Annotated in this window: 21 protein-coding genes; 12 read left to right on the top strand and 9 right to left on the bottom strand. The window is 66.0% G+C overall.

Going from position 1 to position 24260, the window contains the following annotated elements; genetic code table 11:
- Window positions 1-10: 10 nt before the first annotated feature.
- Complete coding sequence (locus tag IAE40_RS12580; RefSeq protein WP_054890840.1) at window positions 11-1081, bottom strand: sigma-54 interaction domain-containing protein; 1071 nt, start codon at window positions 1079-1081, stop codon at window positions 11-13.
- Between the two features lie 438 nt (window positions 1082-1519).
- Here IAE40_RS12580 and IAE40_RS12575 point away from each other — a divergent pair, with 438 nt between their 5' ends.
- The 6 genes from IAE40_RS12575 (at window position 1520) to IAE40_RS12550 (ending at window position 10512) form a co-directional block, all read left to right on the top strand.
- Window positions 1520-2593, top strand: coding sequence for an ABC transporter substrate-binding protein (locus IAE40_RS12575; protein WP_200603264.1), 1074 nt, complete (start codon window positions 1520-1522; stop codon window positions 2591-2593).
- A 22-nt stretch (window positions 2594-2615) separates the two neighbouring features.
- Window positions 2616-3839 (top strand): lipase family protein, encoded by a 1224-nt coding sequence (locus IAE40_RS12570; protein ID WP_200603263.1) that lies wholly within the window; start codon window positions 2616-2618, stop codon window positions 3837-3839.
- Window positions 3840-3851: 12 nt separating this feature from the next.
- A complete protein-coding gene (locus IAE40_RS12565; RefSeq protein WP_200603262.1) occupies window positions 3852-5051 on the top strand; it encodes an LLM class flavin-dependent oxidoreductase in 1200 nt (399 codons plus the stop codon).
- A 4-nt stretch (window positions 5052-5055) separates the two neighbouring features.
- Window positions 5056-6609 (top strand): ABC transporter substrate-binding protein, encoded by a 1554-nt coding sequence (locus tag IAE40_RS12560; protein WP_197891066.1) that lies wholly within the window; start codon window positions 5056-5058, stop codon window positions 6607-6609.
- Between the two features lie 231 nt (window positions 6610-6840).
- Complete coding sequence (locus IAE40_RS12555) at window positions 6841-9393, top strand: TonB-dependent receptor plug domain-containing protein (protein WP_200603261.1); 2553 nt, start codon at window positions 6841-6843, stop codon at window positions 9391-9393.
- A gap of 30 nt (window positions 9394-9423) precedes the next feature.
- On the top strand, window positions 9424-10512 hold the full coding sequence (locus tag IAE40_RS12550; protein ID WP_153773818.1) for an LLM class flavin-dependent oxidoreductase: 1089 nt from the start codon (window positions 9424-9426) through the stop codon (window positions 10510-10512).
- 69 nt (window positions 10513-10581) lie between these two features.
- On the opposite strand, the gene IAE40_RS12545 is transcribed toward IAE40_RS12550, so the two are convergent.
- Genes IAE40_RS12545 through IAE40_RS12525 form a run of 5 tightly spaced genes read right to left on the bottom strand, consistent with a single transcriptional unit; the run spans window position 10582 to window position 15018 of the window.
- Window positions 10582-11337, bottom strand: coding sequence for an ABC transporter permease (locus IAE40_RS12545; RefSeq protein WP_054890847.1), 756 nt, complete (start codon window positions 11335-11337; stop codon window positions 10582-10584).
- Window positions 11337-12542, bottom strand: a complete 1206-nt coding sequence (locus tag IAE40_RS12540; protein WP_153773820.1) for an ABC transporter substrate-binding protein — start codon at window positions 12540-12542, stop codon at window positions 11337-11339. The genes IAE40_RS12545 and IAE40_RS12540 overlap by 1 nt, the downstream gene beginning before the upstream one ends.
- Window positions 12529-13350 (bottom strand): ABC transporter ATP-binding protein, encoded by an 822-nt coding sequence (locus IAE40_RS12535; RefSeq protein ID WP_054890849.1) that lies wholly within the window; start codon window positions 13348-13350, stop codon window positions 12529-12531. Before IAE40_RS12535 ends, IAE40_RS12540 begins: the two co-directional genes overlap by 14 nt.
- The gene (locus tag IAE40_RS12530; RefSeq protein ID WP_200603260.1) at window positions 13347-14411 is read right to left on the bottom strand and encodes an acyl-CoA dehydrogenase family protein; all 1065 of its coding nucleotides are present in this window, start codon (window positions 14409-14411) and stop codon (window positions 13347-13349) included. The genes IAE40_RS12535 and IAE40_RS12530 overlap by 4 nt, the downstream gene beginning before the upstream one ends.
- A gap of 46 nt (window positions 14412-14457) precedes the next feature.
- The gene (locus tag IAE40_RS12525) at window positions 14458-15018 is read right to left on the bottom strand and encodes a carboxymuconolactone decarboxylase family protein (protein WP_153773823.1); all 561 of its coding nucleotides are present in this window, start codon (window positions 15016-15018) and stop codon (window positions 14458-14460) included.
- A gap of 102 nt (window positions 15019-15120) precedes the next feature.
- Between IAE40_RS12525 and IAE40_RS12520 the strand changes: the two genes are divergently transcribed.
- The 4 genes from IAE40_RS12520 to IAE40_RS12505 all read left to right on the top strand — a co-directional run bounded on the left by IAE40_RS12520 (window position 15121) and on the right by IAE40_RS12505 (window position 20725).
- A complete protein-coding gene (locus IAE40_RS12520; RefSeq protein ID WP_200603259.1) occupies window positions 15121-16035 on the top strand; it encodes an AraC family transcriptional regulator in 915 nt (304 codons plus the stop codon).
- A 219-nt stretch (window positions 16036-16254) separates the two neighbouring features.
- Window positions 16255-18672: a glucose/quinate/shikimate family membrane-bound PQQ-dependent dehydrogenase gene (locus tag IAE40_RS12515; RefSeq protein WP_200603258.1), complete on the top strand. Its 2418-nt coding sequence runs from the start codon at window positions 16255-16257 to the stop codon at window positions 18670-18672.
- 78 nt (window positions 18673-18750) lie between these two features.
- Entirely contained in the window at window positions 18751-20001 is a 1251-nt protein-coding gene (locus tag IAE40_RS12510; RefSeq protein ID WP_197891058.1) for a carbohydrate porin, read from the top strand.
- Between the two features lie 106 nt (window positions 20002-20107).
- A complete protein-coding gene (locus IAE40_RS12505; protein WP_054890855.1) occupies window positions 20108-20725 on the top strand; it encodes a LysE family transporter in 618 nt (205 codons plus the stop codon).
- 3 nt (window positions 20726-20728) lie between these two features.
- On the opposite strand, the gene IAE40_RS12500 is transcribed toward IAE40_RS12505, so the two are convergent.
- From IAE40_RS12500 to IAE40_RS12490, 3 genes are read right to left on the bottom strand one after another with little or no spacing between them, the layout of a single operon-like run.
- Complete coding sequence (locus IAE40_RS12500; RefSeq protein ID WP_054890856.1) at window positions 20729-21130, bottom strand: hypothetical protein; 402 nt, start codon at window positions 21128-21130, stop codon at window positions 20729-20731.
- Window positions 21131-21182: 52 nt separating this feature from the next.
- On the bottom strand, window positions 21183-21935 hold the full coding sequence (locus IAE40_RS12495) for an anti-sigma factor family protein (protein ID WP_197891054.1): 753 nt from the start codon (window positions 21933-21935) through the stop codon (window positions 21183-21185).
- A complete protein-coding gene (locus tag IAE40_RS12490) occupies window positions 21932-22453 on the bottom strand; it encodes a sigma-70 family RNA polymerase sigma factor (protein ID WP_200603257.1) in 522 nt (173 codons plus the stop codon). Before IAE40_RS12490 ends, IAE40_RS12495 begins: the two co-directional genes overlap by 4 nt.
- A 130-nt stretch (window positions 22454-22583) precedes the next feature.
- Between IAE40_RS12490 and IAE40_RS12485 the strand changes: the two genes are divergently transcribed.
- Window positions 22584-23630: a catalase family peroxidase gene (locus tag IAE40_RS12485; protein WP_153773827.1), complete on the top strand. Its 1047-nt coding sequence runs from the start codon at window positions 22584-22586 to the stop codon at window positions 23628-23630.
- Window positions 23627-24160 (top strand): cytochrome b, encoded by a 534-nt coding sequence (locus tag IAE40_RS12480; RefSeq protein ID WP_125929736.1) that lies wholly within the window; start codon window positions 23627-23629, stop codon window positions 24158-24160. Before IAE40_RS12485 ends, IAE40_RS12480 begins: the two co-directional genes overlap by 4 nt.
- Window positions 24161-24260: the final 100 nt, after the last annotated feature.

Raw genomic sequence — 24260 nt, 5'->3', positions numbered from 1 at the left:
CAAGCCTCGGCTACCCGGCTTTCCCCAGCTCACCGATCTTCTCCAACCGCGCCCGCACGATGTTGCGGCTGATATTGAGCAAACGCCCAGTCTGCAACTGGTTGCCATGGCAGTAGCGGTAGGCCGCGCGAAACACCGTCTCCTCGATATGCTCGTACAGGTTCGGCACGTTCTGCTCGAACAGTGCCAGCAGTGCGCTTTCCAGGCTCACCGGCGCCGCTGCCGTTACTGGCAATCCCGCCGTCACGGCCACTTCTCCCGGCAACACCGCCTGCGGGCGCATGTCCACCAGGTGCAGGTCCTGCGGTGCCACCACCTGCTGCCTGCACACCAGCAAGGCGTGATGGATGGCGTTTTCCAGCTCGCGGATGTTGCCAGGCCAGCTATGCGCCAGCAGCTTGCGCTCAGCCTCGAGACTCAGTGACGCGCGGTCATAGCCCAGGCGTCGGCAGTGCTCTTCGATGAAGAATTCGGCCAGCGGCAGGATATCCCCAGGTCGCTCGCGCAGTGGCGGCAGGCGGATGGTCGCCACGTGCAGGCGGTAGAACAGGTCCTCGCGAAAATGCCCGGCCACCACCGCGTCGGCCAGGTTGACGTTGGTCGCCGCCACCAGCCGCACGTTGATCGGGATCGGCGTGCGTGAGCCCAGGCGCACAACCTCGCGCTCCTGCAGTACGCGCAGCAGCTTGACCTGCATATTCAACGGCAGGTCACCGATTTCATCCAGAAACAGCGTGCCGCCATTGGCGGCCTCGAACCAGCCGGCCTTGTTCGAGGTTGCGCCGGTGAAGGCGCCCTTTTCGTGGCCGAACAGTTCGCTCTCCACCAGGGTTTCTGCAAAAGCGCCGCAGTTGACCGCTACGAACGGCTCGCGGCCACGGCGGCTCAGGTGATGGATGTGGCGGGCAACCAGCTCCTTGCCGGTGCCGGTCTCGCCGATGATCAGGGTGTTGGCCTCGCTCGGGGCCAGGCGCTCGATGCGGCTGAGCAGCTCCTGCGAGCGTGGGTCCTTGAAGACGAGCACGGTGGCACGTACCGACTTGGTCAGCTCTCGGGCATTGGGGTGAGTGATCAGCGACATGATGCATTCCTGGCAGTTGAAGCGCGCCCTCATAGTGCACGAATAAATTTAGACCCAAAAATTATTAATAAATATTTATATATTCGAAATTGACATATTGAAGAAATCAACACCTCGATTGCTGCTGGAGCAGCAACGGGCCAGCAATGGCCTGCGCAGGGATCAGCAGCCAGGCCATCGCGAGGGCTCTGGGTTGAGGACCTGAAGGCCTAGTGCCACCGGGGCTGGAGCGGATCCGGGCCGGTGCTGGCATGCATTTCGCTCAAGGGGAGATAACACCCTGTTGGTGGTTGGGGCCGCTGCGCGGCCATCGCGGGCAAGTCCGGCCCTACAGGTTCAGCGCAGGTCCTCAGAACCGCGCAGTACCCGTAGGAGCGGGCTTGCCCGCGATGGGCTGCACCGCAGCCCCGACCCCACCACCACCTCCTGGAGCCGCATATGAACAACCCCTGGCGTCACGCCCTGGCCCTGCTCACCGGCCTGCTACTGAGCTTCACCACCCTCGCCGCCGAAGCTCCGCCCGCCGTGCGCATCGCCATCGTCGCCTTCACCCAGGGCGGCGCGCCGGTGTTCGGCGGCATCCCTGGCCGGGTCATCGAAGAAGGCTGGCTGGCACAGCAACTGGCCGAGCGCGGCGTCAAGCTCGAATGGGTCGCCCTGCCCCACGCCGGCGCCGGCCCGCAGATCAACGAGGGCTTCAGCAACAACAGCCTGGACTTCGCCGTGCGCGGCGACCTGCCGACCGTGATCGCCGGTGCCGGTGGCGTGCCGGGCAAGCTGGTCGTGCCCGGCGGCAGCGGCAACAACATCTACCTCGTCGTGCCCACCGGCTCGCCGTTGCGCAGCATCCAGGACCTCAAGGGCAAGCGCCTGGCCCTGCACCGTGGCCGTCCCTGGGAGTTCGCCTTCAGCAATTTCCTGCACAGCCAGGGCCTGAGCCTGGCCGACTTCAAGATCGCCAACCTCAACCCGCAGGTTGGCGCCGCCGCGGTGTCCGCCGGCAAGGTCGATGCCGCCGTGCTGCTCAACGAAGCCTATGCCCTGGAAGACAAAGGCGTGGCGCGCATTCTCTGGTCGACCAAGCAAGGCGCCAACGACTGGCGCCTGGTCTCCGACCTGTTCGGCACCGACCTGTTCGTCGAGCAGCACCCCGACCTCACCCAACTGGTCGCCACTGCCTGGGTCAAGGCCGCCTGGTGGATCTCCCAGGCAGAGAACCGCGACGCCTACTACAAGCTCTCCTCTCGCGCCGGCATTGCCGAAAGCGTGCTGCGCCGCGATGACCAGGACGATCCGGTGGCCTGGAAAGACCGCTGGGCACCGAAGACCGACGCCCAGCTCAAAGCCCATTACCAGGCCCTGGCCCGCTACGCCCTGGAGAACCGGCTGATCCGCACGCCCTACGACATTCGCCACGACCTCGCCACCCACTTCACCCGCCAGGCCCTGCAAGACCTGCAGCTCACCGGCTACTGGCCTGCGGTCGCCACGCAATTGAGCAAACAACCCTGAATTTCCGAAAAGAGACCCGTCCATGAAACTGCCTGCCACCCTCGTTTTCAGCCTTAGCGCCCTGGCCTTTTCGATCAGCGCCCTGGCCGCCCCGACCTACGCCCCCAAGCCCGACCCGCAGCAAGGCGATGGCCGTGTCTCGGCGTTCTACAGCTGGAGCGAAGTGATCCCCGCCGCCCCCGGCAAGCTGCTACGCAGCGAGCCGCTGGAGCAGACGCTGAGCCTGCCCAACGCCGCCAGCGCCCAGCGGATCCTTTACAGCTCGCTGGACGGACGCGACGGCAAGACCCCGGTCGTGGTTTCCGGGGCGCTGTTCATCCCCAAGGGCAAGGCACCCGCTGGCGGTTGGCCGGTGCTGAGCTGGGGCCACGGTACGGTCGGCGTTGCCGACATCTGCGCGCCGTCCTGGGCCGGGCGATCCTACCGTGACGTGCAATACCTCGACCGCTGGCTCAAGGAGGGCTTCGCCATCGTCGCCACCGACTACCAAGGGTTGGGCGTGCCCGGTGGTCACCCACTGCTGAACAACCGCACCGCCGCCTACGGCATCCTCGACGCTGCGCGTGCCGTGGTGCACGGCGTGCCGGGCCTGGCCGACAAGGTGCTGATCGTCGGCCAGTCCCAGGGCGGCGCCGGGGCCTTCGCCGCAGGCGCCTATGCCGCCACCTACGCGCCGGAGCTGGGCGTCAGGGGCAGCATCGGCACCGGAGTGATCTACACCGTCGGCTCGAAGAACGTCGGTGAACAGGACAACAACAAGGTCGACCCATCCCTGGCCTATGGCTTCTACACTTTGCTCGCCGCGCAGCAGTACGACCCGAGCATCGACCCTCGCGATCACTACACTGACAAGGCCCTGCCACTGTTCGAGCAGGCCCGCAGCAGTTGTCTGTCCTCGCTGGTCAGCGACGTGGTCGGCACCGGCCTTACCACCGCCAACACCAAGAAGGACTACCAGGGCGACAAGCTCAAGCCATGGCTGGCGCAGGTCTCCTACCCGACGCTGAAGCTGGCGCAGCCGATCTTCATCGGCACCGGCGCCGAGGACCAGACTCCCACCGCCGCCAGCCAGGCCAAGCTGATGCAGGACGCCTGCGACGCCGGCTCCATCGTCGAAGGCCACCTGTACAAGGGCCTGGGCCACAGCGAGACCGTCAACGCCTCGCTCAAGGATTCGATCCCCTTCGCCCACAAAGTCATCAACGGCGAACCCATCACCCCGATCTGCAAACCCACAGTCCAGTAAAGGAGGCCCGGCATGAGCATCGAGTTCTTTACCCGCCTGCCACTGCATGGCGAAACCCAGTTTCTTCCCGGCGACAGCCGCAACCGCGGCGACTGGCACCCGGGCGGGCCGAGCACCGGCGCGGTATCGGGGTTCGCCGTGGGTGATCACTTCACCTACATCGACTACCTCGGCCAGGTGGCCCGCGCCGCCGAGATCAACGGCTTCGGCGGCGCGCTGATGGTCAACGCCCCCAGCGGCGAGGAGCCCTGGACGGTGTGCTCGCTGCTGGCCCGCGAGACCCGGACGCTGCAGTTCGTCACGGCCTTCCAGCCCTATCACTACACGCCCTGGGTCGCGGTGCAGCAGGCAGCGACCTACCAGCGGGCCACCGGCAACCGCCTGGTCTGGAACATCATCAACGGCGGCTCGGACGCGATCCAGCGCCAGGTTGGCGACTACGAAAGCCACGATGACCGTTATGCGCGCGCCACCGAGTTCATGGATGTGGTCAGGGGCTACTGGCACAACGAGCAGTTCCACTACGACGGGAAGTACTACCACGCCGACGGCGGTGGCCTGCGCGGGCCGCTGAAGAAGGCCGAGTTGCCGCTGATCTGCACCGCTGGCTCGTCGGTCGCGGCGCGTGAGTTCGCCGCCAAGCATGCCGACTTCTACCTGATGCGCGCCGAGCACCCGGACGAAATCGCCGCGCTGATCGCCGACATCCGCGCCCGCGCATTGAAGTACGGACGCAACGACATCCGCTTCGGCCTGTCGATCGATGTGATCGCCCGCGAGACCGAGACCCTGGCCCGCGCCGAGGCGCAGCGCTTCTTCGACGAAGGCATCGCCAAGGGCGCGGTCAAGGCCAGGGCCGCCCACGCTGGCCTGCGCACGGCACGCAAGCTCAGCTACGAGCAAGGCTTTACCGACAAGGGCGATACCCCCGGCATCGACGACTTCTTCATCCATCCGAATGTCTGGACCGGCTTCGGCTACATCGGCATCCCACCCGGCTGCGCCCTGGTCGGCAGCTACGAGAACGTGGTGGCGCGGATCCGCGAGTACAACGCCATCGGCGTCGACCTGTTCTTCCTCGCCGGCTACCCGCACCTGGAAGAGGCCTATCGGATCGGCGAGCACATCCTGCCGCACTTCCGTGGCGAGCGCGCCGCCCTCGCCCGCCTGCCTGAAACGCCCGTGCAACTGCACGCGGCCAACGGAGCCTGAGCCCATGACCAGGGACGGTTACCCCCTGAGCCGGCGCAGCTTCCTCGGCCATACCGGCGTGCTGGCGGGCGGGCTGCTGGTCGGTTGCGGCCCCAGCGACACCCCGGCCACCGCTGTCGCCGACCAGCCACGCCACGGCGGGCGCCTGCGCCTGGGTATCATCGACGGCAACCAGAGCGGCAACCTCGACGCCCACAAGCCCATCGGCAGCGGCATCGTGCGAGGCTTTGCGCTGTACAGCAAACTGTGGGAATGGGACGAGCAGATGCAGCCGCGCCTGGCCCTGGCCGAGTTCGCCGAGCCCAACGCCGATGCCAGCGGCTGGACCCTGCGCCTGAAGCAGGGCCTGGAGTTCCACCATGGCAAGACCATCGATGCCGACGACCTGATCTTCTCCATCCGCCGCCTCACCGATCCGCAACTGGCCTCGCCCTATGCAGCGCTGCTGCACTGGGTCGATCGTGACCATCTGGAGAAGCTCGACGAGCGCACCGTGCGCCTGCGTTTTCGCGAAGGCCGTAGCTACCTGCCGCTGCCCGAGACCTGGGTCAATTTCGGCGGCATCGTGCCGGTGGACTACCATCCGGTCAGCAATCCAGTCGGCGCCGGGCCGTTCAAGCTCAAGAGTTTTACCCCTGGGCAACGCTCGCTGTTCACCCGTTTCGACAACTACTTCAAGCCGAACAAGCCTTACGCGGACGAGTTGGAGATCATCGACTTCAAGGATCAGACCGGGCGCCTGGCGGCCCTGCGCGCCGGGCAGATCGACATGGCCAACGTCATGTCCACCGAGCACCTGCAGGTGCTGCAGGCCGACCCGCGGCTGACCCTGCTCAAGTCGGTGAGTGGCAACTGGCTGTCGTTCGACATGAACACCGCCAAGGCGCCGTTCGACGACCCACGGGTACGCGAGGCCTTCCGCCTGCTGGCTGACCGTGAGGAACTGGTACGCCGTGCGCTGAACGGTCAGGGTCGCGTGGCGAATGACCTGTACGCCCCCTTCGACCCAACCTTCAACAACGCCCTCGGCCCGCGGCCGCACGACCCGCAGCGGGCCGCGCAGTTGCTGCGCGAGGCAGGCCACGAACAGCTCGAGGTGGAGCTGGTGACGACACCCGGGCCGGGGCTCGCCTCGGCGCTGGTGCTGGCCGAGCAGGCCAAACGCATCGGCGTCACCCTCAAGGTGCGCCAGGTTGACCTGGCAACGTTCCAGGGGCCGCAGCGCGACGACTGGACCTTGAGCACCGGGGGCAGCATCGGTGCGCCGTTCCTGGCCAGCGCCATCCATACCGATGCGCCGTTCGCGGTGGCCAACAAGACCCACTTCCACGACGCGCAATTCAGCGAGGCGTTTCTCGCCGCCATGGCCCAGCCGGACCTGGAAAAGCGCAAATTGCTGGTGCATCGCGCGCAAGAGATCCAGTACCAGCGCGGCGGGATGCTGATCTGGGGTTACGCCGACCTGCTCGACAGCGTCAGCAACCGCGTCGGCGGGGCGCAGCCGGAGCGCTCGCTGTTCAGTACCTGGCGGTTCGAAAGTTTGTGGCTCAAGTCATGATCACGCGCTGTCTGGGCCGGCCCTATCGCGGGACAAGTCGGGGCGCCGAACCGCCGCTCCCACCGATACCCCACCGATCTCCCAGACCACGGGGTACCTGTGGGAGCGGCGGTTTGGCGCGCCGACTTGTCCCGCGATAGGGCCGGCACAACCCCCACATAACCCCAAAAACAACCGCAGGCGCGGCTGCGCCCCACCTCCATTCCACCTTACCCGAACGAGGCCCACTCCATGCCCCGCGCAGCCCTGCACCCTGCATTCGCCCTGCTGGCCCTGGCCAGCACCCCGTTGCTGGCCGACGACACGGTCCTGCAAACCGTCACCGTCCAGGCCGAACAACCCGACGACGACGCCCTGCCCACTCGCCCACCCTCATCGATCTACGGCGGCCTCGAAGCCAAGGTGCTCGACACCCCACGTTCGGTCACCCAGGTCAACGCCGAGCAACTGGCTCGCGACCCGATCCGCAGTGCCGACGACCTGGTCAAGTACGCCCCCGGCATCACCCGCGGCGGCGGCCAGAACGCCGGTATCGCCCCGCAGATGCGCGGCCAGAACAGCGAAGTGTTCCAGGACGGCCAGCGCGCCTATGGCGTACGCCACCCTGCCAACTTCAACGCCTATGAGGGCGCCGACATCGTGGCCGGCCCCTCGTCGGTCACCTACGGCTCGGTCAGCGGCAGCGGCGGCTACGTCAACTACCTGAGCAAGAAGCCCGACTTCGAACGTTTTCGCACCAAGCTCTCCGGCGAAATCGGCAGCTGGATCCCCGACGGCGAATCGCGCGATGCGACCAAATTCAGCATCGACAACACCGGCCCAATCAGCGACAACCTCGCCTACCGGGTCAGCATCACCCGCCAGCGCCAGGAAGACTTCTACGACAACGTCGAGAACAACTTCGACGCCTTCTACGGCGCCCTGGCCTTTCGCAACGACCATGTGCGTGTGGACTGGAACGCCGCCTACGACGATTACTACGACTACAACATCACCCACGGCTGGAACCGCGCCTCCCAGGACCTGGTCGACCACGGCAAGTACTACGCCGGCCGCGCCACACCGATCATCCAGAACGGCAATACGCTGTGGTCGCCGGTGCTGTCCTCCGGTGCCAGCGACGCCCAGGTGCTGGGCTGGGTGCAACGCCAGCGCAATGCCCAAGGGCAGTATTCGGTGGTCAACGGCAGCTTCCAGGGCGCCTCGCCCAACACCCAGGCCAACCCCGGCAGCCTGCGCGGCTGGGTCTACGACCCGTCGCTGGCAGGCAACGGCCTGACCTCGCTGTCGTCGCAGACCGGCCAGCGCGCCCAGGATGAGAACCGCTCAAGACGCTTCACCACGCAACTGCGCATCGAAGGAGAGCTGACACCGTCGATTACCCTGGCCAACAGCACCTTCTACCAGCACTCCACCGACACCACCGATGCGGTAGGCGCCTTCCAGGTCCAGGGCAAGGACGACATCTTCGACAACCGCTTCGAGTTCCGTGCCCGCGGGCAATGGCAGCTCGGCGGCCTGACCCTGGTCGACGACAGCAACAGCGGCCTGATCTATCGCCGCGAATCGAACGAGTCGATCGCCGCCAACAACAGTTTCGGCTCGACCATCAACGCCTACGACCTGACCCAGGACCCGCGCCTGAAAAACCCCGGCGACCTGCTCGGCCTCGCCGGTCGCAACCCCGCCGGGGGCAACGCGGCCTGGATCGGCCAGCCCGGTGTGGCGCAGTTCTCCAACCTCTACGGCTGGCTCAACCTGCCAGCCATGTATCCGGCCGGGCATGGCCTGTACGCCGAATCCATCGCTCCGTACACCGCCGACAGCACCTGGACCACCAAGACCCTGTTCAGCCAGCACAACCTGCGCCTGGGCGAACGTGCAGGCCTGAACATCGGCGCCAGCCGCAGCTGGATCGACGCACGCATCGAGAACCCCTTCGTGGTCAATGGCGCCAGCCAGCGCAAGGATGCAAACAACTACCGGCTGTTCTCGGTCCAGGTCAGCCCCTACGTCAAGCCCACCGACAACAGCACCCTGTACTACACCTTCGACCGCTCGCTGGCGGTCAACACCGGTTTCTTCACCAACGGCCTGGGCTGGGGCAGCGGCGCCGGCGCCAACCAGCTCAACCCCCTGGCGTTCCAGAGCCTGAGCGTATTGCACGAGCTTGGGCTGAAGGTCGAAGCCGTGCCCGACCAGTTGTTCCTGACCCTGGCGGCCTATCGCCAGGCCCGCGACCAGGCGCCGGACAGCAACAACAACATCGCCCGGCTGATCGTCAAAGGCCTGGAAGCGACGCTGCGCTACCAGGACGAACACCTGCGCGGCGGCCTCAATCTCAGCCGCATCAGCGCCTACAACGAGTTCACCAGCCAGGCCGGCTTCGCCTCTGCAGGATTCATTCCCGACAACGGCACCGTGTTCGGCGACAACAACAGCCTCAACCAGCGCCCCTCGGGCAAGTTCGATGCCGTGCAGATCCCCGAGTACAACGCCGGGGGCTATGTGGACTATCGCTTCGACTCAGGCTTTGGCGTGGAGCTGTCCGGCTGGTGGACCAGCAGCTGGTACCTGAACCTGAGCAAGACGGTGAAGGTGCCCGACGAATACAACCTCGACCTGGCCGTGTACTACCGCCAGCCGCAGTGGGGGGTGACGCTGCGCATGCTCAACGTTACCGACGAGCTGAATTTCGTCAGCGGCCTGGCCGGCTCCACCAACACCTTCCTGCAACCCATGCCGGGCCGAACCCTGCTGGCACAGGTCGATTACCAGTTCTGACCCTCAACCCCACACCCGGGAGGCTTTGCCATGTCCATCGAATTCGTCGGTATGATCTTTCCCCGCCAGTGGTCCGAGACTCGCGGCGTACGCACGCCCGACTTCGACCTGCCGTTCATTCGTCATCATGCCCGCGCCCACGAGCACGCCGGGTTCGACCGGGTGCTGATCGCCAGCGGCCCCGGCAGCGCCGACAGCTTGCAGATCGCCGCCTACGCCGCCGCGCACACCGAGCGCCTGGGCTTCATGATCGCCCACCGCCCGGCCCTCACCGCCCCGACCGTGGCGGCGCGCGCCTTCGCCACCCTCGACCACACCACCGGCGGCGGGCGTATCCGCCTGCACGCGATTACCGGGATCACCGCCGAACCCCAGGAAGGCGACACCCTGCTGGACAAGACCGAACGCTACCAGCGCACCGACGAATACCTGGAAATCGTCCGCCGCACCTGGACCGCCGAAGCGCCGTTCGATTTCGAGGGGCGCTACTTCAACATCAAGGGCGCGTTCTCGCCGGTCAAGCCGCTGCAACAGCCGCACATCCCGATCTCGTTCGGCGGCTCGTCGGACATCGCCTACCAGATCGCGGTCAAGCACGCCGACCTCTACGCCCTGTGGGGCGAGCCGTTGAGTGGCGTGGCCGAGCAGATCGCCAAGCTCAAGGCGGCCGCCAGCAGCGCCGGGGTGGCAGCGCCGCGGGTAAGCCTGTCGGTACGCCTGATCCTCGGTGCCACCGAGGAGCTGGCATGGCAGAGAGCGGAGCAGATCCTGGCGCAGATCAAGGCCAACCCGCAGTTCGCCGCCGACAGCCCGTGGAGCAAGCGCATCAAGGGCACCGGCTCCGAGCGCCTGCTCGCTGCTGCAGCACGCGCAGACCGGCATGATCGTGCTCTGTGGATGCCGACCGCGACCGCGGTCGGTGCCTATGGCGACACCACTGCGCTGGTCGGCACACCGGAAACGGTGGCGCAGGCCCTGCTCGACTATGTCGACCTGGGCGTGACCACCTTCCTCAACCGTGGCTACGACCCGCTGTACGACACCGTGGACTATGGACGCTGGGTGATTCCGGCGGTGCGAGAAGAAGTGCGGCGACGCCAGGCCCGCATCACACGCTGACCGTCAGCGCCGCCACAGGAGGGGCGCTGCCCGATGTGCGGCGCCCAACCTGCGGGCGCCAGCAACACCTCAGGCATGCACCCAGCGCCGATGCAGCCCGCGCGCCAGGGCATCGAGCATGAAGCCCAGCACACCGATCAGCAGCACCATCGCCATGAGCTCGGAATAGGCCAGGCGGTCACGGGTGTCGAGGATGAAGTACCCAAGGCCCGCGCTGACCCCGAGCATCTCGCACGGCACCAGCACGATCCACAGGATGCCGATCGCCAGGCGCACGCCGGTCAGCACATGGCCGATCACCCCTGGGATGATCACCTTGCACAGGGTTTCCCAGCGCGTGGCACTCAAGCTGCGCGACAACTGCAACCAGCGCGGGTCGAGCTGACGCACGCCTGCGGCGGTGTTGAGCAGGATCGGCCACAGCGCGGCGAACGCCAGGAGGAAGTAGATCGGCTGATCGCCCACCCCCATCAGCATCACCACCACCGGCATCCACGACAGCGGCGAGATCATCCGCAGGAACTGGAACGCCGGCGTGGTCGCCGCCTCCAGATGCCGGTAGCTGCCCACCAGCAAACCCAGCGGCACCCCGATCAGCAGGGCCAGCAGCAGGCCGATGAGAATACGCTTGAGACTCACCCAGATGTGCCCGTATACCTCGCCATGGCCCAGCAGCTCGACCAGGCTCTCCAGCGTCGCCTGGGGCGAGAAACGCGCCGACAGGCCGTCGGCCTCGCCGAACACCTGCACCCCCGCCCACCACAACAGCAACAGCACCGCCAGCCCGGCAAGGCCCAGGGCGCCATGTACGACATGCTTGCGCATCAGACCGCGAACTCCTCGCTACGCTCGAAGTTGTCGGCGATGCCGAACACCGACGGGCCACCCACGGCGGCGATCGCGTTGCGCACGAAGCGGTCGTCCACCAGGTCGCGCGCGGTCTGCGCCGGATCCAGCCCGGCGAGGAAGCCGCTCTCGCCCTCGATCAGGGTGTTCTTCAAGCGCTTGACCAGCTCCTCGGTGTAGCTGGGGAACGGGTACGGCTGGAAGTCGATGCGCTTTTCGTCCCACTGCTGATGCTGGATCGCACCGCTGGCGATGTAGCCGGCGCGGTCTTCGGCCGAAGGCGCCAGGACCTTGGTCAACACCGCAGGCTCGTGCGGGGTGTATTTGTTGGGACCGGCCTTGGACAGCAACGCCGCGGCCTCGGCGCGGTGATCGCGGGTCCATTGCTGCGCCTTGACGATGGCGTTGACCACCTTCTGCGACCACTCCGGACGATTGTTCAGGTCATGCTCGTGCATGAACACCACACAGCATGCATGGTTGCGCCAGACATCGCCGGTGAAGCGCTGCACGCGCCCGACCTTGAGATTCTCGGCCAGGGCATTGAAGGGTTCGGCGACGATGTAACCGGCGATGCGCTTGCTGGCGAGCGCTGGCGGCATGTCCGAAGGCGGCAGTACCAGCAGGTTGACCTCGTTGGCCGCCAGTTGCGCGTTGGCAGGCTTGGACACAGGGGTCAGGCCGTTGTCACTGAGCATCTGTTGCAACACCACGTTGTGGATCGAGTACCAGAACGGAATGGCGACGGTCTTGCCACCGAGCTGTTTCATGTCGGTGATGTCCGGCGCAACGGTCAGGCCCGAGCCACCGACGTGGTTCCAGGCCACGACCTTGGCCGGCACCTTGCTGCCATAGCGGGCCCAGACCGTCATCGGTGACAGCAGGTGAATCACGTTGACCTGCCCGGAGATGAACGCTTCGATCACCTGCGCCCAGCTGCGCAGCAGCACCGGACGCTCGGCCTTGATGCCTTCGGCCTCGAACAGGCCATTGTTGTGCGCCACCAGCAAGGGCGTGGCGTCGGTGATCGGCAGGTAGCCGATGCGTACCGGCGCGTCCGGCTCGGCGGCAGCGCGTGCCTGCAGGCTCGACAGCATCGGCAAGGCGCCGGCGGCGGTGAGCATGGCGCTGAGCTTGATGAAATCGCGACGCGACGTGGAAGAGCAGCAATCATCCATGCACATGGGCAGGCTCCGACGACAGGGGGGAAGAAGATGTTGAGGTGGGGCGGCTCGCCTGCCGTAGGGTTTTCAGGATCTCGATGCGCAGCGCGCCCAGCTCCTCGACCCGCTGCGCGCGCGGCTGCGGCAGGTCGATGTGCCATTGCCCGAGGGTGCGCGCCGGGTGGTTGCCCAGTAGCAGCACGCGATCGGACAACAGCAGGGCTTCGTCGATATCGTGGGTGATCAGCACCGCCGCGGTGTTGTGGGTGGCGATCAGTTGCAGCAGCAGTTGCTGCATGTCGGCGCGGGTCACTTCATCGAGTGCGCCGAAGGGTTCGTCCAGCAGCAGCACTTCGGGCTGGCGCGCCAGGCAACGGGCCAGCGCCGTGCGCTGGGCCATGCCGCCCGACAGCTGCGCCGGATACTGGCTGCGCGCATGGTTCAGGCCCACTGCCTCGATGGCGTGGTCGATCCGCGCACGACGCTCGGCCGCCGCCAGCGCAGGCTGACGGGCGAAATCCAGGCCAAAGGCCACGTTCTTTTCAAGGCTCAGCCAGGGCAGCAGGCTTGGATCCTGGAAGGCAACGGCCAGACGCGGGTGCGGCCCCTGCAGGGGCTCGCCGTGCAGTGACACCGCACCGCCACCAGGCTGCTGCAGACCGGCCAGCACGCGGAGCAGGCTGGACTTGCCGACACCGCTGGGGCCGAGGATGGTCACCACTTCGCCCGGCGACAGCTTGAGGTCGAACTGTTCCAGCACCGCCTGCCAGCCGCCCTCGCGGGGGTAGCCCAGGCTGATGGCGCGGGCTTCGAGCAACACGTCGGTCATACGTTCGCCGCCTGGCGTTGCAGTTCGGCGCGCAGTTGCACCAGGCTCGGCGTGACGATCGGCACGAAGGCCGACTCGCGCCAACGCCGGGCGAAGCCTTCGCCATAGGCGGTGAGATAAGCCTTGCCGCCGCTGGCCTGAAGCTCCATCTGCACCGCATCGGCGGCGCTTTCGGCCAGGGTGATGCGCAGCTTGAACAGTGCCGCGGGCTGGTTGAGGAAACGCCCGTCGAGCAGGCCCTGCTTGAGCTCGCCGACGGTATTCTCCAGGCGCTCGCGCAACACCTGTTCCGCTTCGGCGAGGAACGAACCGCGCCCTTGCAGGTGTTCGCGCACTTCATCCAGGGCGCGACGGGTCAGGCCGATGGACATGCCGCACTGCAGCGCCAGGAATGCCGGCCGGACCCGAGGCAGGAACTCGCGGGCGTTCTCGTGCAACAGCCAGGTCCGGTCCAGAGCGACCTGGTGGAACGCCAGCGCGGCGGTGCTGCTCGACTGCAGGCCCATCAGTTGCAGGTCGTCGGAACGCTCGAGGCCCTGACTGCTGGACGGGATCGCCAGCACGAAAGGTGCCTGGCCCGCTTCAGCCTCGATCGCCGCCGCCACCACGAAGCCACTCTTGCGCAGGTTGGTCACCCAGTGCAGGCGGCCTTCAAGGGTCCAGCCCTCGCCCTCGGTACGCGCCTGCACTTGCAGGGCTTCGATACCGGAGAGGAACTTCATGGCATTGGACAAGCCAGTGGCGCCGGCCAGTTCGCCGGTCAGCAGGTCTGGCAGCAGCCGCTCGCGCAAGGCCTGGTTGGGGCTGTGCAGCAGGTATTCGATGAAGGCCCGCTGCCCCCAGCAGACGAAGGCCGAGGCCAGCGAGCGGCTGGCGATGGCAGCGATGGCCTCCACGGCGTCGGTGACGTCACCGCCCGAGCCGCCAAGTGCCGGATCGACGCCAACCCGCAGCAACTGCGACTCGGCGATTTGGGCCAGCACCAGGTGCGGGTCGCACTGGCCCTGGTCGATTGCCTCGGCATTGGCATCCAGCCATTGTCGAAATGCAGAATCAAGCATGTCCCTACTCCTTTGAAAACGCCGGCGCGCCGGCACCAGGCGTGGATTACGCCGAAGGCTGCCAGCGGTACTTGCTCAACTCGTCGTTGAGCGGCGTCTGGGCGAACACATTAGCAAAGTTGCACAGGGTTGCGAGACTCACGCCCAGAATCACTTCCAGAGCATTGCCTTCGCTGAAACCTGCATCGCGGAAGGCCTGATAGGTGGCATCGCTGACATTGCCACGGGTGGCGATGACTTCACGGGCGAACTCGGCCAGGGTTTCGTAGCGCGCATCAGGCAGCTCGCCACGCGCACGCAGGGCATCGACCACCTCCTGCGGCAGCTTGGCCTTGTTCAGGGCCACGGCGGTGTGGCCGGCAACGCAGAAGTCGCAACCGTGCTTGGTAGCAGCGATCAGTTGCACCACTTCGCGCTCGGCCAGGGTCAATTCGGACTTGCCGTTGAGGGCCGAAACCGTGACGTAGGTTTCCAGGGCCGCCGGGGCGTTGGCGAGAATGCCCAGCAGGTTGGGGATGAAGCCGGAATTCTTCTGGGCGGCTTCAAGGAAGGGACGTGCAGCTTCCGGGGCGCTCTGCAGAGTGTGTAGAGTAATGCGCGAGGACATGGAGTAGTCTCCTTTGATGTGTGTCCATACAGTCTGTTGGTTATAAGAAATAGCATCCATATTCATCAGTCGCCTTTCCTTGCTCCTGAGTCTTTGCATTAGATGATTTCGTCCTGCCACCTTGTCGATTGGTTATTAGAGGGCCTGGAGCTCGACGCCAGCCTCTTTCACGTCGGGCGCTACTGCGGCGGCTGGCACGCCAGCACCCAGGGCATGGGCCGGGCCAGCTTTCACCTGGTGGTTCAGGGACACTGCTGGCTGCACATCGACGGGCAACCGGAGCCGATCCGCCTGGACAGCGGTGATGCGGTGTTTCTGCTGCGCGACCTGGCCTACAGGCTCTCCAGCGACGCCGACCCCGTCGATGCCTGCGCCCAGCCGCGGCGCACCATGCAGGCGCTGGACCTCGACGCAGGGGACGGCGTGGGCCTGGTGTGCGGGTTCTTCCAGTTCCAGTCGGGGCTGTCGTCGCTGATCGTCGAAGGGCTGGCCGACTGGATCCTGCTGCGGGCCAGCGAACCGGCCGGCAGCGCCGCGCGAGCACTGTTCGAACTGATCCTGGAAGAGTGCCGCCGCCAGCCGACACCGTCGCAGACGTTGCTCGAACGCCTGACCCACCTGCTGTTCCTCTATGTGCTGCGCCAGCAGGCAAATGGCGGCCAATCGCTGGGCGGGCTGATCGCCCTCGCCCGCCAGCCGGCCTTTGCCGGCCTGCTCGAACGCCTGATCGAAGACCCGGGCCAGAGCTGGTCGCTGGAGAGCATGGCGGCCTGCACCGGGCTTTCGCGTTCGGCGTTCTTCAAGCGTTTCAACGAACTCGCCGGGCAGTCGCCGGGCCAGGTGCTGCTGGCCTTGCGCATGCGCCATGCCTGCCAGTTGCTGCGCGCAGGCAATACCGTGGAACAGGTTGGCGCCCAGGCGGGCTATCAATCCGTGGCGGCCTTCACCCGAGCATTCGCAAAAGCGATCGGCATGCAGCCGGGTGCCTACCGCAAGCAACACGAACTCAAGCGCTGATTTCGACGTAATGCGACCTTGCGCATGCGACGTTGGTCGAATGTTTAAGCAATGTCGTTCGCCCAAAGTTAGCTACATTTAGCCGCTGGATTACTGGTTTTTCCCGAAGAAAAGCTTGTAAGCGCCTGCGACAATCCGTCACCGAATAAAATGTACTAACTTGTTAATTAGCTTGCTAAGGGCTTAGACTTCACGCATTCCACCTGCGAGATCCTTGGCATGAACGACACACCCCGCGCTTCTGGCGCCTCCACATTCCTCCTGGTCGGGTTGGGCGTGATCATCGCCCTGCTCGGTCTGCTCCTGGCCGCAGGCGGCGTCAAGCTGGTCGGCCTGGGCGGTTCCTGGTACTTCTTGATCGGCGGCCTGGCGATGGCCATCGCCGGCCTGCTCATCGCCCGTCGCAAGCCTGCCGGCGCATGGCTCTACGCCGTGTTCCTGCTCGGCACCGTTATCTGGGCACTGGCCGATGTAGGCCTGGTGTTCTGGCCGCTGTTCTCGCGGCTGTTCATGTTCGGCGCCATAGGCCTGGTGGTCACGCTGATCTATCCCCTGTTGGTGGGTGCCAACGGCGGCAGTCGCGGCCGACGCGCCTATGCTTTGGCTGCAGCACTGGCAGTGGTACTGGCCATCGCCGCAGGCAATATGTTCGTCGCTCACCCCAGCGTCGCACCGACCGGCAACGGCCCTGGCTTGACCGCCGTGGAACCGGGCAAAGAGCAGAAGGACTGGGCGCACTACGGCAACACCGAAGGCGGCAGCCGCTTCGCCGCGCTGGACCAGATCAACCGCGCCAACGTCGACAAGCTCAAGGTGGCCTGGACCTACCACACCGGTGATGTCGCGATCAGCGACGGCAATGGCGCCGAAGACCAGCTCACCCCGCTGCAGGTCGGCGACAAGGTGTTCATCTGCACCCCGCACAACAACCTGATCGCCCTGGATGCCGACACCGGCAAGGAGCTCTGGAAAAACGCCATCAACGCGCAATCCAAGGTCTGGCAGCGCTGCCGTGGCCTGGCCTACTTCGATGCCACCGCGCCAATCGTCCAGCCGACCCAACCGCACAGTTCGCCGATCACCGTTGCCGCGCTGCCGGCGGGCGCCAACTGCCAGCGCCGCCTGCTGACCAACACCATCGACGGTCGCCTGATCGCGGTGGATGCCGACACCGGTGCCTTCTGCGAAGGCTTCGGCAACAACGGCCAGGTTGATCTGAAGGCCGGCCTGGGTGACGTCCCGGATTCCTATTACCAGCTTTCCTCGGCGCCACTGATGGCTGGCACCACTGTGGTGGTTGGCGGGCGGGTCGCCGACAACGTCCAGACCGACATGCCCGGCGGCGTACTGCGCGGCTTCGATGTAATGACCGGGCAGATGCGCTGGGCCTTCGATCCGGGCAATCCGCAGGACCGCAACGCCCCCGCCGACGGTAGCACCTACGTGCGCAGCACCCCCAACAGCTGGGCGCCGATGTCGTACGATCCGGCGATGAACACGGTGTTCCTGCCGATGGGCTCCTCCTCCACCGACATCTACGGCGTGGAGCGCAGCAAGCTCGACCACACCTACGGTGCCTCGGTGCTGGCCCTGGACGCCACCACCGGCAACCAGAAGTGGGTCTACCAGACCGTGCACAACGATCTCTGGGACTTCGACCTGCCGATGCAGCCAAGCCTGATCGACTTCACCAAGGACGACGGCAGCACGGTGCCGGCAGTCGTGATCGGCACCAAGGCCGGGCAGATCTACGTGCTCGACCGCGCCACCGGTACACCGCTGACTCAGGTCGATGAAGTACCGGTCAAGCCGAGCAACATCCCCAACGAGCCCTACTCGCCGACCCAGCCCAAATCCGTCGGCATGCCGCAGATCGGCGCGCAGACCCTGACCGAGTCAGACATGTGGGGCGCCACCCCGTACGATCAACTGCTGTGCCGCATCGACTTCAAGAAGATGCGCTACGACGGCCTGTACACCGCCCCCGGCACTGACCTGTCGCTGAGCTTCCCCGGCTCGCTGGGCGGCATGAACTGGGGCAGCCTTTCGACTGATCCGGTGCACGGCTTCATTTTCGTCAACGACATGCGCCTGGGCCTGTGGATCCAGATGATCCCTTCGCAGAACAGTGGCCAGGCAGCCTCCGGTGGCGAGGCGCTGAACACTGGCATGGGTGCCGTGCCGCTCAAGGGCACGCCTTACGCGGTGAACAAGAACCGCTTCCTGTCGGTGGCCGGCATCCCCTGCCAGGCGCCGCCGTTCGGTACCCTCACCGCGATCGACATGAAGACCCGGCAGATCGCCTGGCAGGTGCCGGTCGGCACCGTCGAGGACACCGGCCCCCTGGGTATCCGCATGCACCTGCCGATCAAGATCGGCCTGCCGACGCTGGGCGGCACCCTGTCCACCCAAGGCGGCCTGGTGTTCATCGCCGGTACCCAGGATTTCTACCTGCGTGCCTACGACAGCAGCAACGGCAACGAGATCTGGAAGGCGCGCCTGCCGGTCGGCAGCCAGGGCGGGCCGATGACCTACGTATCGCCCAAGACCGGCAAGCAGTACGTGGTGATCACCGCCGGTGGCGCGCGACAGTCGACTGACCGTGGCGACTATGTGATTTCGTACGCCTTGCCATAGACCGCGTTGCTCCCTTCGCGTGCAAGTCGCTGCGGCCTGCACGCGAAGGGGCCCTCACAGACCATCCGAGACCCTGCAATGTCCCCCGCTTTTCGCTTGACCCCTCTTGTCTTCGCCCTGACCAGCACCGCTTCGCTCGCCGCCGACAACACCCTGACCGGTGACTGGGGCGGCCTGCGCCAGCAACTGGAAGAAGACGGCATCCACATCACCGGCGACTACAGCGGCGAGACCGCCTACAACGCCCACGGTGGCCTGCACCGCTCGGCGCGTTATTCGCAGAACCTCAAGTTGGGCGTGCAATTCGACCTGTCGAAACTGTATGGCCTGGACAACGGCGGCAAGGTCCAGCTCACCGTCAACGACCGCCGCGGCAACAGCGCCTCTGAAGACCTGGTCGGCAACCGTCTGCCGATCCAGGAGAACTACGGCGGCCTGTATACCCGCCTCACCGAACTGAGCTACGAGCGCAACCTGTTCACCCCGGCCTTGAACCTCAAGCTCGGCTACATGGCCATGGGCAACGACCTCGGCGGCCTGGACAGCGGCATCCTGTGCAATTTCATGAATGCCGGCTTCTGCGGCCACCCGCTGAACATGTCCGGTGGCAGCGGCTGGACCAACTACCCCAACGCGCACCTCGGCGCCCGGGTCAAATACGATCTCTCGCCCTCCTGGCAACTGCGCGTGGCGGCCTTCAACGTCGATCCGCAGAGCAACGGCAACTCCAGCCGCGCCTGGCACCTGGGGCCCAAGCACAGCACCGGCACCGTGGTGCCTGTGGAGCTGGTCTACAAGGTGCAGGGCGAACGGCCGGGCGAGTACAAGCTGGGCTACTACTACGACAGCTCCAACGTGAAGCGCATCGGCAGCGACCAGGACGTGGCCGGACGCAGTGGCCATTACCTGCTGGTCGACCAGGCGTTGTGGAACGACCCAGCCTCTGCGGGTCGCAGCCTGCATGCGTTCGGCCAATATTCAGCGTCGAGCAAGGCCGCCTCGCCCTTCACTCGCTGGTATGGCGCCGGTGTGGTGCTGTACAAGCCCTTCGAAGGACGACCGCGCGACACCCTGGCGCTGGGCTACGGGCGGGCGGTGCCGAATCCGCGCAGCCGTCAGTTGCTGGAAACCACCGCGCTGGATGCCGGGCGTGACTTCCCCGGCCTGGACAGCGCCGAGCAACTGATCGAACTCAGCTATGGCTACCAGGCCACGCCATGGCTGAACCTGCGCCCGGATGTGCAGTACATCATCGAGCCGGGCGCCTTCTCCGGCGAAGCGATCGACAACGCGCTGGTCGTCGGGCTGCAGGTCAAGGCGACGTTTTGACCGGCAAGATCCGCTTCTGCAGGTTCCAGCGCATTCATGATGAGCCGCTATGCAAGGCGGGCGGAACGTGGCATATATCCTGGCATTCCCCCAGGAGAACTTTCCCATGCTCGGCGTAACCGACTACGGCGCCTTCGTCATCGCCTTCATCGTCCTCCTGGCCATTCCCGGCCCCGGCAACTTCGCCCTGATCACCGCCACCGGCAAAGGCGGGATCAAGGGCGGGCTGGCGGCGACCCTCGGGGTGATCCTCGGCGACCAGGTGCTGATGTGGCTGGCCGTTGCAGGCGTCGCCACCCTGCTCGCCGCCTACCCGGCCGCCTTCCACGTCGTGCAATGGGCTGGCGCCGCCTACCTGGCCTGGCTCGGCCTGCGCATGGTGTTGAGCAAGCCCGGCACTGGGCCGCGTGAAAGCCGCATGGACAGCGGTCACTACCTGCGCCAGACCATGATGATCACGCTGCTCAACCCCAAGGCGATCATGTTCTACATGGCCTTCTTCCCACTGTTCATCGATCCGGTACAGCATCAGGGCTTCATCACTTTCGCCTTCATGGCGGTGACGGTCGCCGGGCTGACCCTTCTCTACGGCCTGTTCGCGGTGCTGCTGACCCACCACCTGGCCGAGCGCATGCGCGCCAATCCGCGGATATCCAACCTGCTCGAGCGGCTGGCCGGTGCTTGTCTGGTCGGGTTTGGCATCAAGCTGGCGGCGATGCGCTGAGACTCAGGCACCACCAAGCAGGTCGTGGGCATCGAGCAGCCGGAAGGCCACTTCCGGATTGCGCTCCAGGCCTTTGCGAATGGCAGCAGGGATCGACTGGCGGGTCTTGCGGCACAGCCCCGGCTGGTCGTCCAGCTCGATGACGAAGCCGCGCATGGTACGCACCTCGTTGTAGCCTGGTGCGATATGCACGCGAATGCCCAATTGCTCGTAGAGACGTGACTGCAGGCGCTGCAGGTCTTCCAGGCTCTGGAGGTTTTCCAGACGTTCGAGCAGGCGCTTCTCCTCCTGGCGGTTGAGCAGAAGAATGCGTTGGGCCTGGGGTGGGTGCGCGTGCAACTGCTCGCGCCCGCAATCACAGGCGCCGGGAGGGCAAGGCTGGCGCAAGGCAGGTGTGCTGGACATGGGCCAAGCATAGCGCTTTCAAATGAAAGTTCGCCTCCCCTGGAAATCGTCGCTAGAGACTGACGCCCAAGGTCCTCCTGACCTGTTCCGCGCGAGCATCGTCTGCCGCACTGACCAGGGCGAAGTTGTAGTCACCATGGGACCAGTAGCGCGCCTCGAGCTGCCCATCGACGCGCTGCCCGCTGGGCATCTGCTCGTAGCGCCCGCCTGGGGAGCGCATGAACAGGCTGATGCGTTCGCCTTTTTTGTCCTGGAACACCAACAATGCCGCCGGGCCGTCCTCGTTGGCCAGCAGGCGTGCACCCACAGGCTGGAAGCCGTATCCGCTGAGATCCGGCACCTGGCCGACCCGGTTGAAATGCCGCCCCAGCCACGACTGCAACTGTGCAGGGTCATCGGCCTGGACATCGAGGGCCGTGGCGTCGGCGAACAGCTTGTGTGCCTGCACCGCGTCGGCCATCGGCAAATCGCCTGCCAGCATCGTCGATTCACGTGCCTGCCAGCCCCCTAGCCCGCCAAGCCCCAACGCCAGCAGCAGGACAGCGGCCGACGCGAAGCGCTGCTGGCGACGCTGACGCACCCGCCGCCGCAGGTGGGCGAGTTCCAGTTGCGGGTTGTGGGGCATGTCGTTGAAACCGGCAAGCGCCGCGCGCAGGCGCCGGGCATCGCTGCGCCAGGCCTCGATCCGCGCGGCCTGCTCCGGGTTGGCCGCAAGCCAGGCCTCGACCTCGGCCCGGCGTACAGGCTCCAGTTGGTCGTCGACAAAGGCGTGCAGCTCTTGCTCGGTGGGGATCAGGCGAGTCATTTCAGTCTCCGCAAGGCCGGGGACGATGGCTTGCCCTCGGTCAGTTCACGCAACGCGGCACGGGCGCGCGACAAGCGCGACATGACGGTGCCGATCGGTATATCCAGGGCCTGGGCGACTTCCTTGTAGCTCAAGCCCTCGACGCTGACCAGCAGCAACAGCGCGCGCTGTTCGCTGGGCAGGCGGGCGAAGGCCTGCAGGTCGGCCTGGGCCAGCACGATGCTCTCGGTCTCGTGGCCCAGCGGCTCCTCGGCCTGCCCGCCGCGACCGAACCAGTTCAGCCAGCGCGAGTGCAGGCGATCGCGGCGCTTGCCGTCGAGGAACAGCCGATAGAGGATGGTGAACAGCCAGGCACGCCGGTTCTGTTCCTCTCGCTGTTGACCGCTGCGGGTGAGCGCACGCTCGACGGTGGCCTGGACCAGGTCGTCGGCACTGCCGCTTTCGCGGGTCAGCCACAGGGCGAAGCGCCGCAGGCTTTGCAGCAGTTCGCGCCATTGTTGTTCATCCAGGTCATGCATGGTCAGGCCCCGGCCCCATGGGCTGTCAGTGTAATGGGCAGACGGGGCGCGACGAAATCTATTCCCGTCGAGGGAATAAATTTTTCGCTCCCACGTCATACCGGCTCATTCACTGACTCGGAACGTCACCATGAACACACCCCTGCAAGGCCCTGCCAAGGCCCTGCGCCTGGCCGCCATAGGCGCCACGGTCGTGGCGCTGGGTGCGGGCTTCGCCTATGCCGCCGGATGGATCGGCACCCCTGCCCTGACGCCACAGCGCATCATCGACACCTTCGAAGCCCAGGCCGGCCACCATCCCGGCTACCGCAAGAACCACGCCAAGGGCCTGTGCGTCAGCGGCTACTTCGAAAGCAGCGGCCAGGCGCAGGCGCTGTCGAGCGCGCGGGTATTCAGCCAGGCACGGGTGCCGGTGATCGGCCGCTTCGCCATCGGCGGTGCCAACCCCTACAGCCCCGACGCCGGCGTACCGACCCGCAGCCTGGCGGTCCAGCTGAGTACCGACGACGGCCAGGTATGGCGTACCGGCATGAACAATCCACCCGTGTTGGCGGTAAGCACCCCGCAAGCTTTCTATGAACTGGTCGTGGCCAGCGGCCCGAGCCCGGCCACCGGCAAACCGGACCCGGCCAAGCTGCAGGCGTTCTTCGCCGCCCACCCGGAAAGCGCAGCCTTTCGCCAATGGGCCGCCAGCGCCAAGCCCAGCGACAGCTTCGCCAACACCGACTACAACAGCATCAACGCCTTTCGCCTGATCGATGCCAGTGGCAAGGCGCAAGCCGTGCGCTGGCGCATGGTCGCGCAAACACCCTTTGCCCCTCTGCCCGCCCAGGTCGAGGACAACCTGTACCTGCAACACGACCTGCAACAACGCCTCAGCCAGGCGCCGTTGCGCTGGACACTGCGCCTGACCCTCGCCGAACCCGGCGACGCCATCGACGACCCGGCCAGCCAATGGCCCGACTCGCGCCGCAGCATCGATGCCGGCACCCTGGTGATCGACCACGTCGATGCACCTGAACAAGGCGCCTGCCGCGACCTCAACTTCGACCCGCTGATTCTGCCCAGCGGCATCGAAGCCTCCGCCGATCCGATCCTCGCCGCGCGCTCGGCCGCCTACTCGGAATCGTTCAACCGCCGCAGCCGTGAAAGCCTCGGCGCAGGAGCACGCCCATGAAACCGTCCGCCTTCCACCCCCTGGCCCGCCTGGTGCACTGGCTCATGGCGATACTGATCCTGGCGATGCTGTTCATCGGCGTGAGCATGGTCGGCGACCTGTCGCCACGTCACCCCTGGCTGGTGGAGCTGCACAAGGCCACGGGCCTGGCGCTGCTGGCACTGGTGGTGCTGCGCATCATCCTGCGCCTGACCCTGCCGCACCCGCCACTGCCCGCCGACCTGCCACCGCTGCAGCGTTTCGCTGCCGGCGCCTCGCACCTGGCGCTGTACGGGCTGATGCTGGCCATGCCGTTGCTCGGCTGGGCGATGCTCTCGGCCGGCGGCTACCCACGGCCCTTGCAACTGCCGGCGATCATGCCTCACGACCTGCAGTTGTATGCCGTGCTGCGCCAAGCGCACGGCTGGGCGGGCTACCTGCTGTTCGTCACCATCCTGGCCCACCTCGGCGCAGCGCTGTTCCATGCACTGGTGCGTCGCGATGGCGTATTGCGTAGCATGTGGCCAGGGCCCTTGCGCCGCAGCGACTGAAAAACGCCTGCAGGCGGAATGGGGCCGATACCTTTCCGCCTGCCATGGATGTTTCAATGACCACCGCGAAGGACACTGCATCTCCCACCCTGCCCCAAGC

It is taken from the genome of Pseudomonas sp. S44 (assembly GCF_016624805.1).
GTDB lineage: Bacteria > Pseudomonadota > Gammaproteobacteria > Pseudomonadales > Pseudomonadaceae > Aquipseudomonas > Aquipseudomonas machongensis.
This window is presented reverse-complemented; position numbering and strand designations above follow the sequence as displayed.

Bases quoted from the DNA above. Each gene is read 5' to 3' on its own strand.
- IAE40_RS12565 (WP_200603262.1), top strand. From the start codon at position 3,852: ATGAGCATCGAGTTCTTTACCCGCCTGCCACTGCATGGCGAAACCCAG.
- IAE40_RS12555 (WP_200603261.1), top strand. From the start codon at position 6,841: ATGCCCCGCGCAGCCCTGCACCCTGCATTCGCCCTGCTGGCCCTGGCC.
- IAE40_RS12520 (WP_200603259.1), top strand. From the start codon at position 15,121: ATGATTTCGTCCTGCCACCTTGTCGATTGGTTATTAGAGGGCCTGGAG.
- IAE40_RS12535 (WP_054890849.1), bottom strand. From the start codon at position 13,350: ATGACCGACGTGTTGCTCGAAGCCCGCGCCATCAGCCTGGGCTACCCC.
- IAE40_RS12560 (WP_197891066.1), top strand. From the start codon at position 5,056: ATGACCAGGGACGGTTACCCCCTGAGCCGGCGCAGCTTCCTCGGCCAT.
- IAE40_RS12505 (WP_054890855.1), top strand. From the start codon at position 20,108: ATGCTCGGCGTAACCGACTACGGCGCCTTCGTCATCGCCTTCATCGTC.
- IAE40_RS12485 (WP_153773827.1), top strand. From the start codon at position 22,584: ATGAACACACCCCTGCAAGGCCCTGCCAAGGCCCTGCGCCTGGCCGCC.
- IAE40_RS12490 (WP_200603257.1), bottom strand. From the start codon at position 22,453: ATGCATGACCTGGATGAACAACAATGGCGCGAACTGCTGCAAAGCCTG.
- IAE40_RS12575 (WP_200603264.1), top strand. From the start codon at position 1,520: ATGAACAACCCCTGGCGTCACGCCCTGGCCCTGCTCACCGGCCTGCTA.
- IAE40_RS12515 (WP_200603258.1), top strand. From the start codon at position 16,255: ATGAACGACACACCCCGCGCTTCTGGCGCCTCCACATTCCTCCTGGTC.
- IAE40_RS12580 (WP_054890840.1), bottom strand. From the start codon at position 1,081: ATGTCGCTGATCACTCACCCCAATGCCCGAGAGCTGACCAAGTCGGTA.
- IAE40_RS12525 (WP_153773823.1), bottom strand. From the start codon at position 15,018: ATGTCCTCGCGCATTACTCTACACACTCTGCAGAGCGCCCCGGAAGCT.
- IAE40_RS12540 (WP_153773820.1), bottom strand. From the start codon at position 12,542: ATGTGCATGGATGATTGCTGCTCTTCCACGTCGCGTCGCGATTTCATC.
- IAE40_RS12510 (WP_197891058.1), top strand. From the start codon at position 18,751: ATGTCCCCCGCTTTTCGCTTGACCCCTCTTGTCTTCGCCCTGACCAGC.
- IAE40_RS12570 (WP_200603263.1), top strand. From the start codon at position 2,616: ATGAAACTGCCTGCCACCCTCGTTTTCAGCCTTAGCGCCCTGGCCTTT.
- IAE40_RS12495 (WP_197891054.1), bottom strand. From the start codon at position 21,935: ATGACTCGCCTGATCCCCACCGAGCAAGAGCTGCACGCCTTTGTCGAC.
- IAE40_RS12500 (WP_054890856.1), bottom strand. From the start codon at position 21,130: ATGTCCAGCACACCTGCCTTGCGCCAGCCTTGCCCTCCCGGCGCCTGT.
- IAE40_RS12480 (WP_125929736.1), top strand. From the start codon at position 23,627: ATGAAACCGTCCGCCTTCCACCCCCTGGCCCGCCTGGTGCACTGGCTC.
- IAE40_RS12530 (WP_200603260.1), bottom strand. From the start codon at position 14,411: ATGCTTGATTCTGCATTTCGACAATGGCTGGATGCCAATGCCGAGGCA.
- IAE40_RS12550 (WP_153773818.1), top strand. From the start codon at position 9,424: ATGTCCATCGAATTCGTCGGTATGATCTTTCCCCGCCAGTGGTCCGAG.
- IAE40_RS12545 (WP_054890847.1), bottom strand. From the start codon at position 11,337: ATGCGCAAGCATGTCGTACATGGCGCCCTGGGCCTTGCCGGGCTGGCG.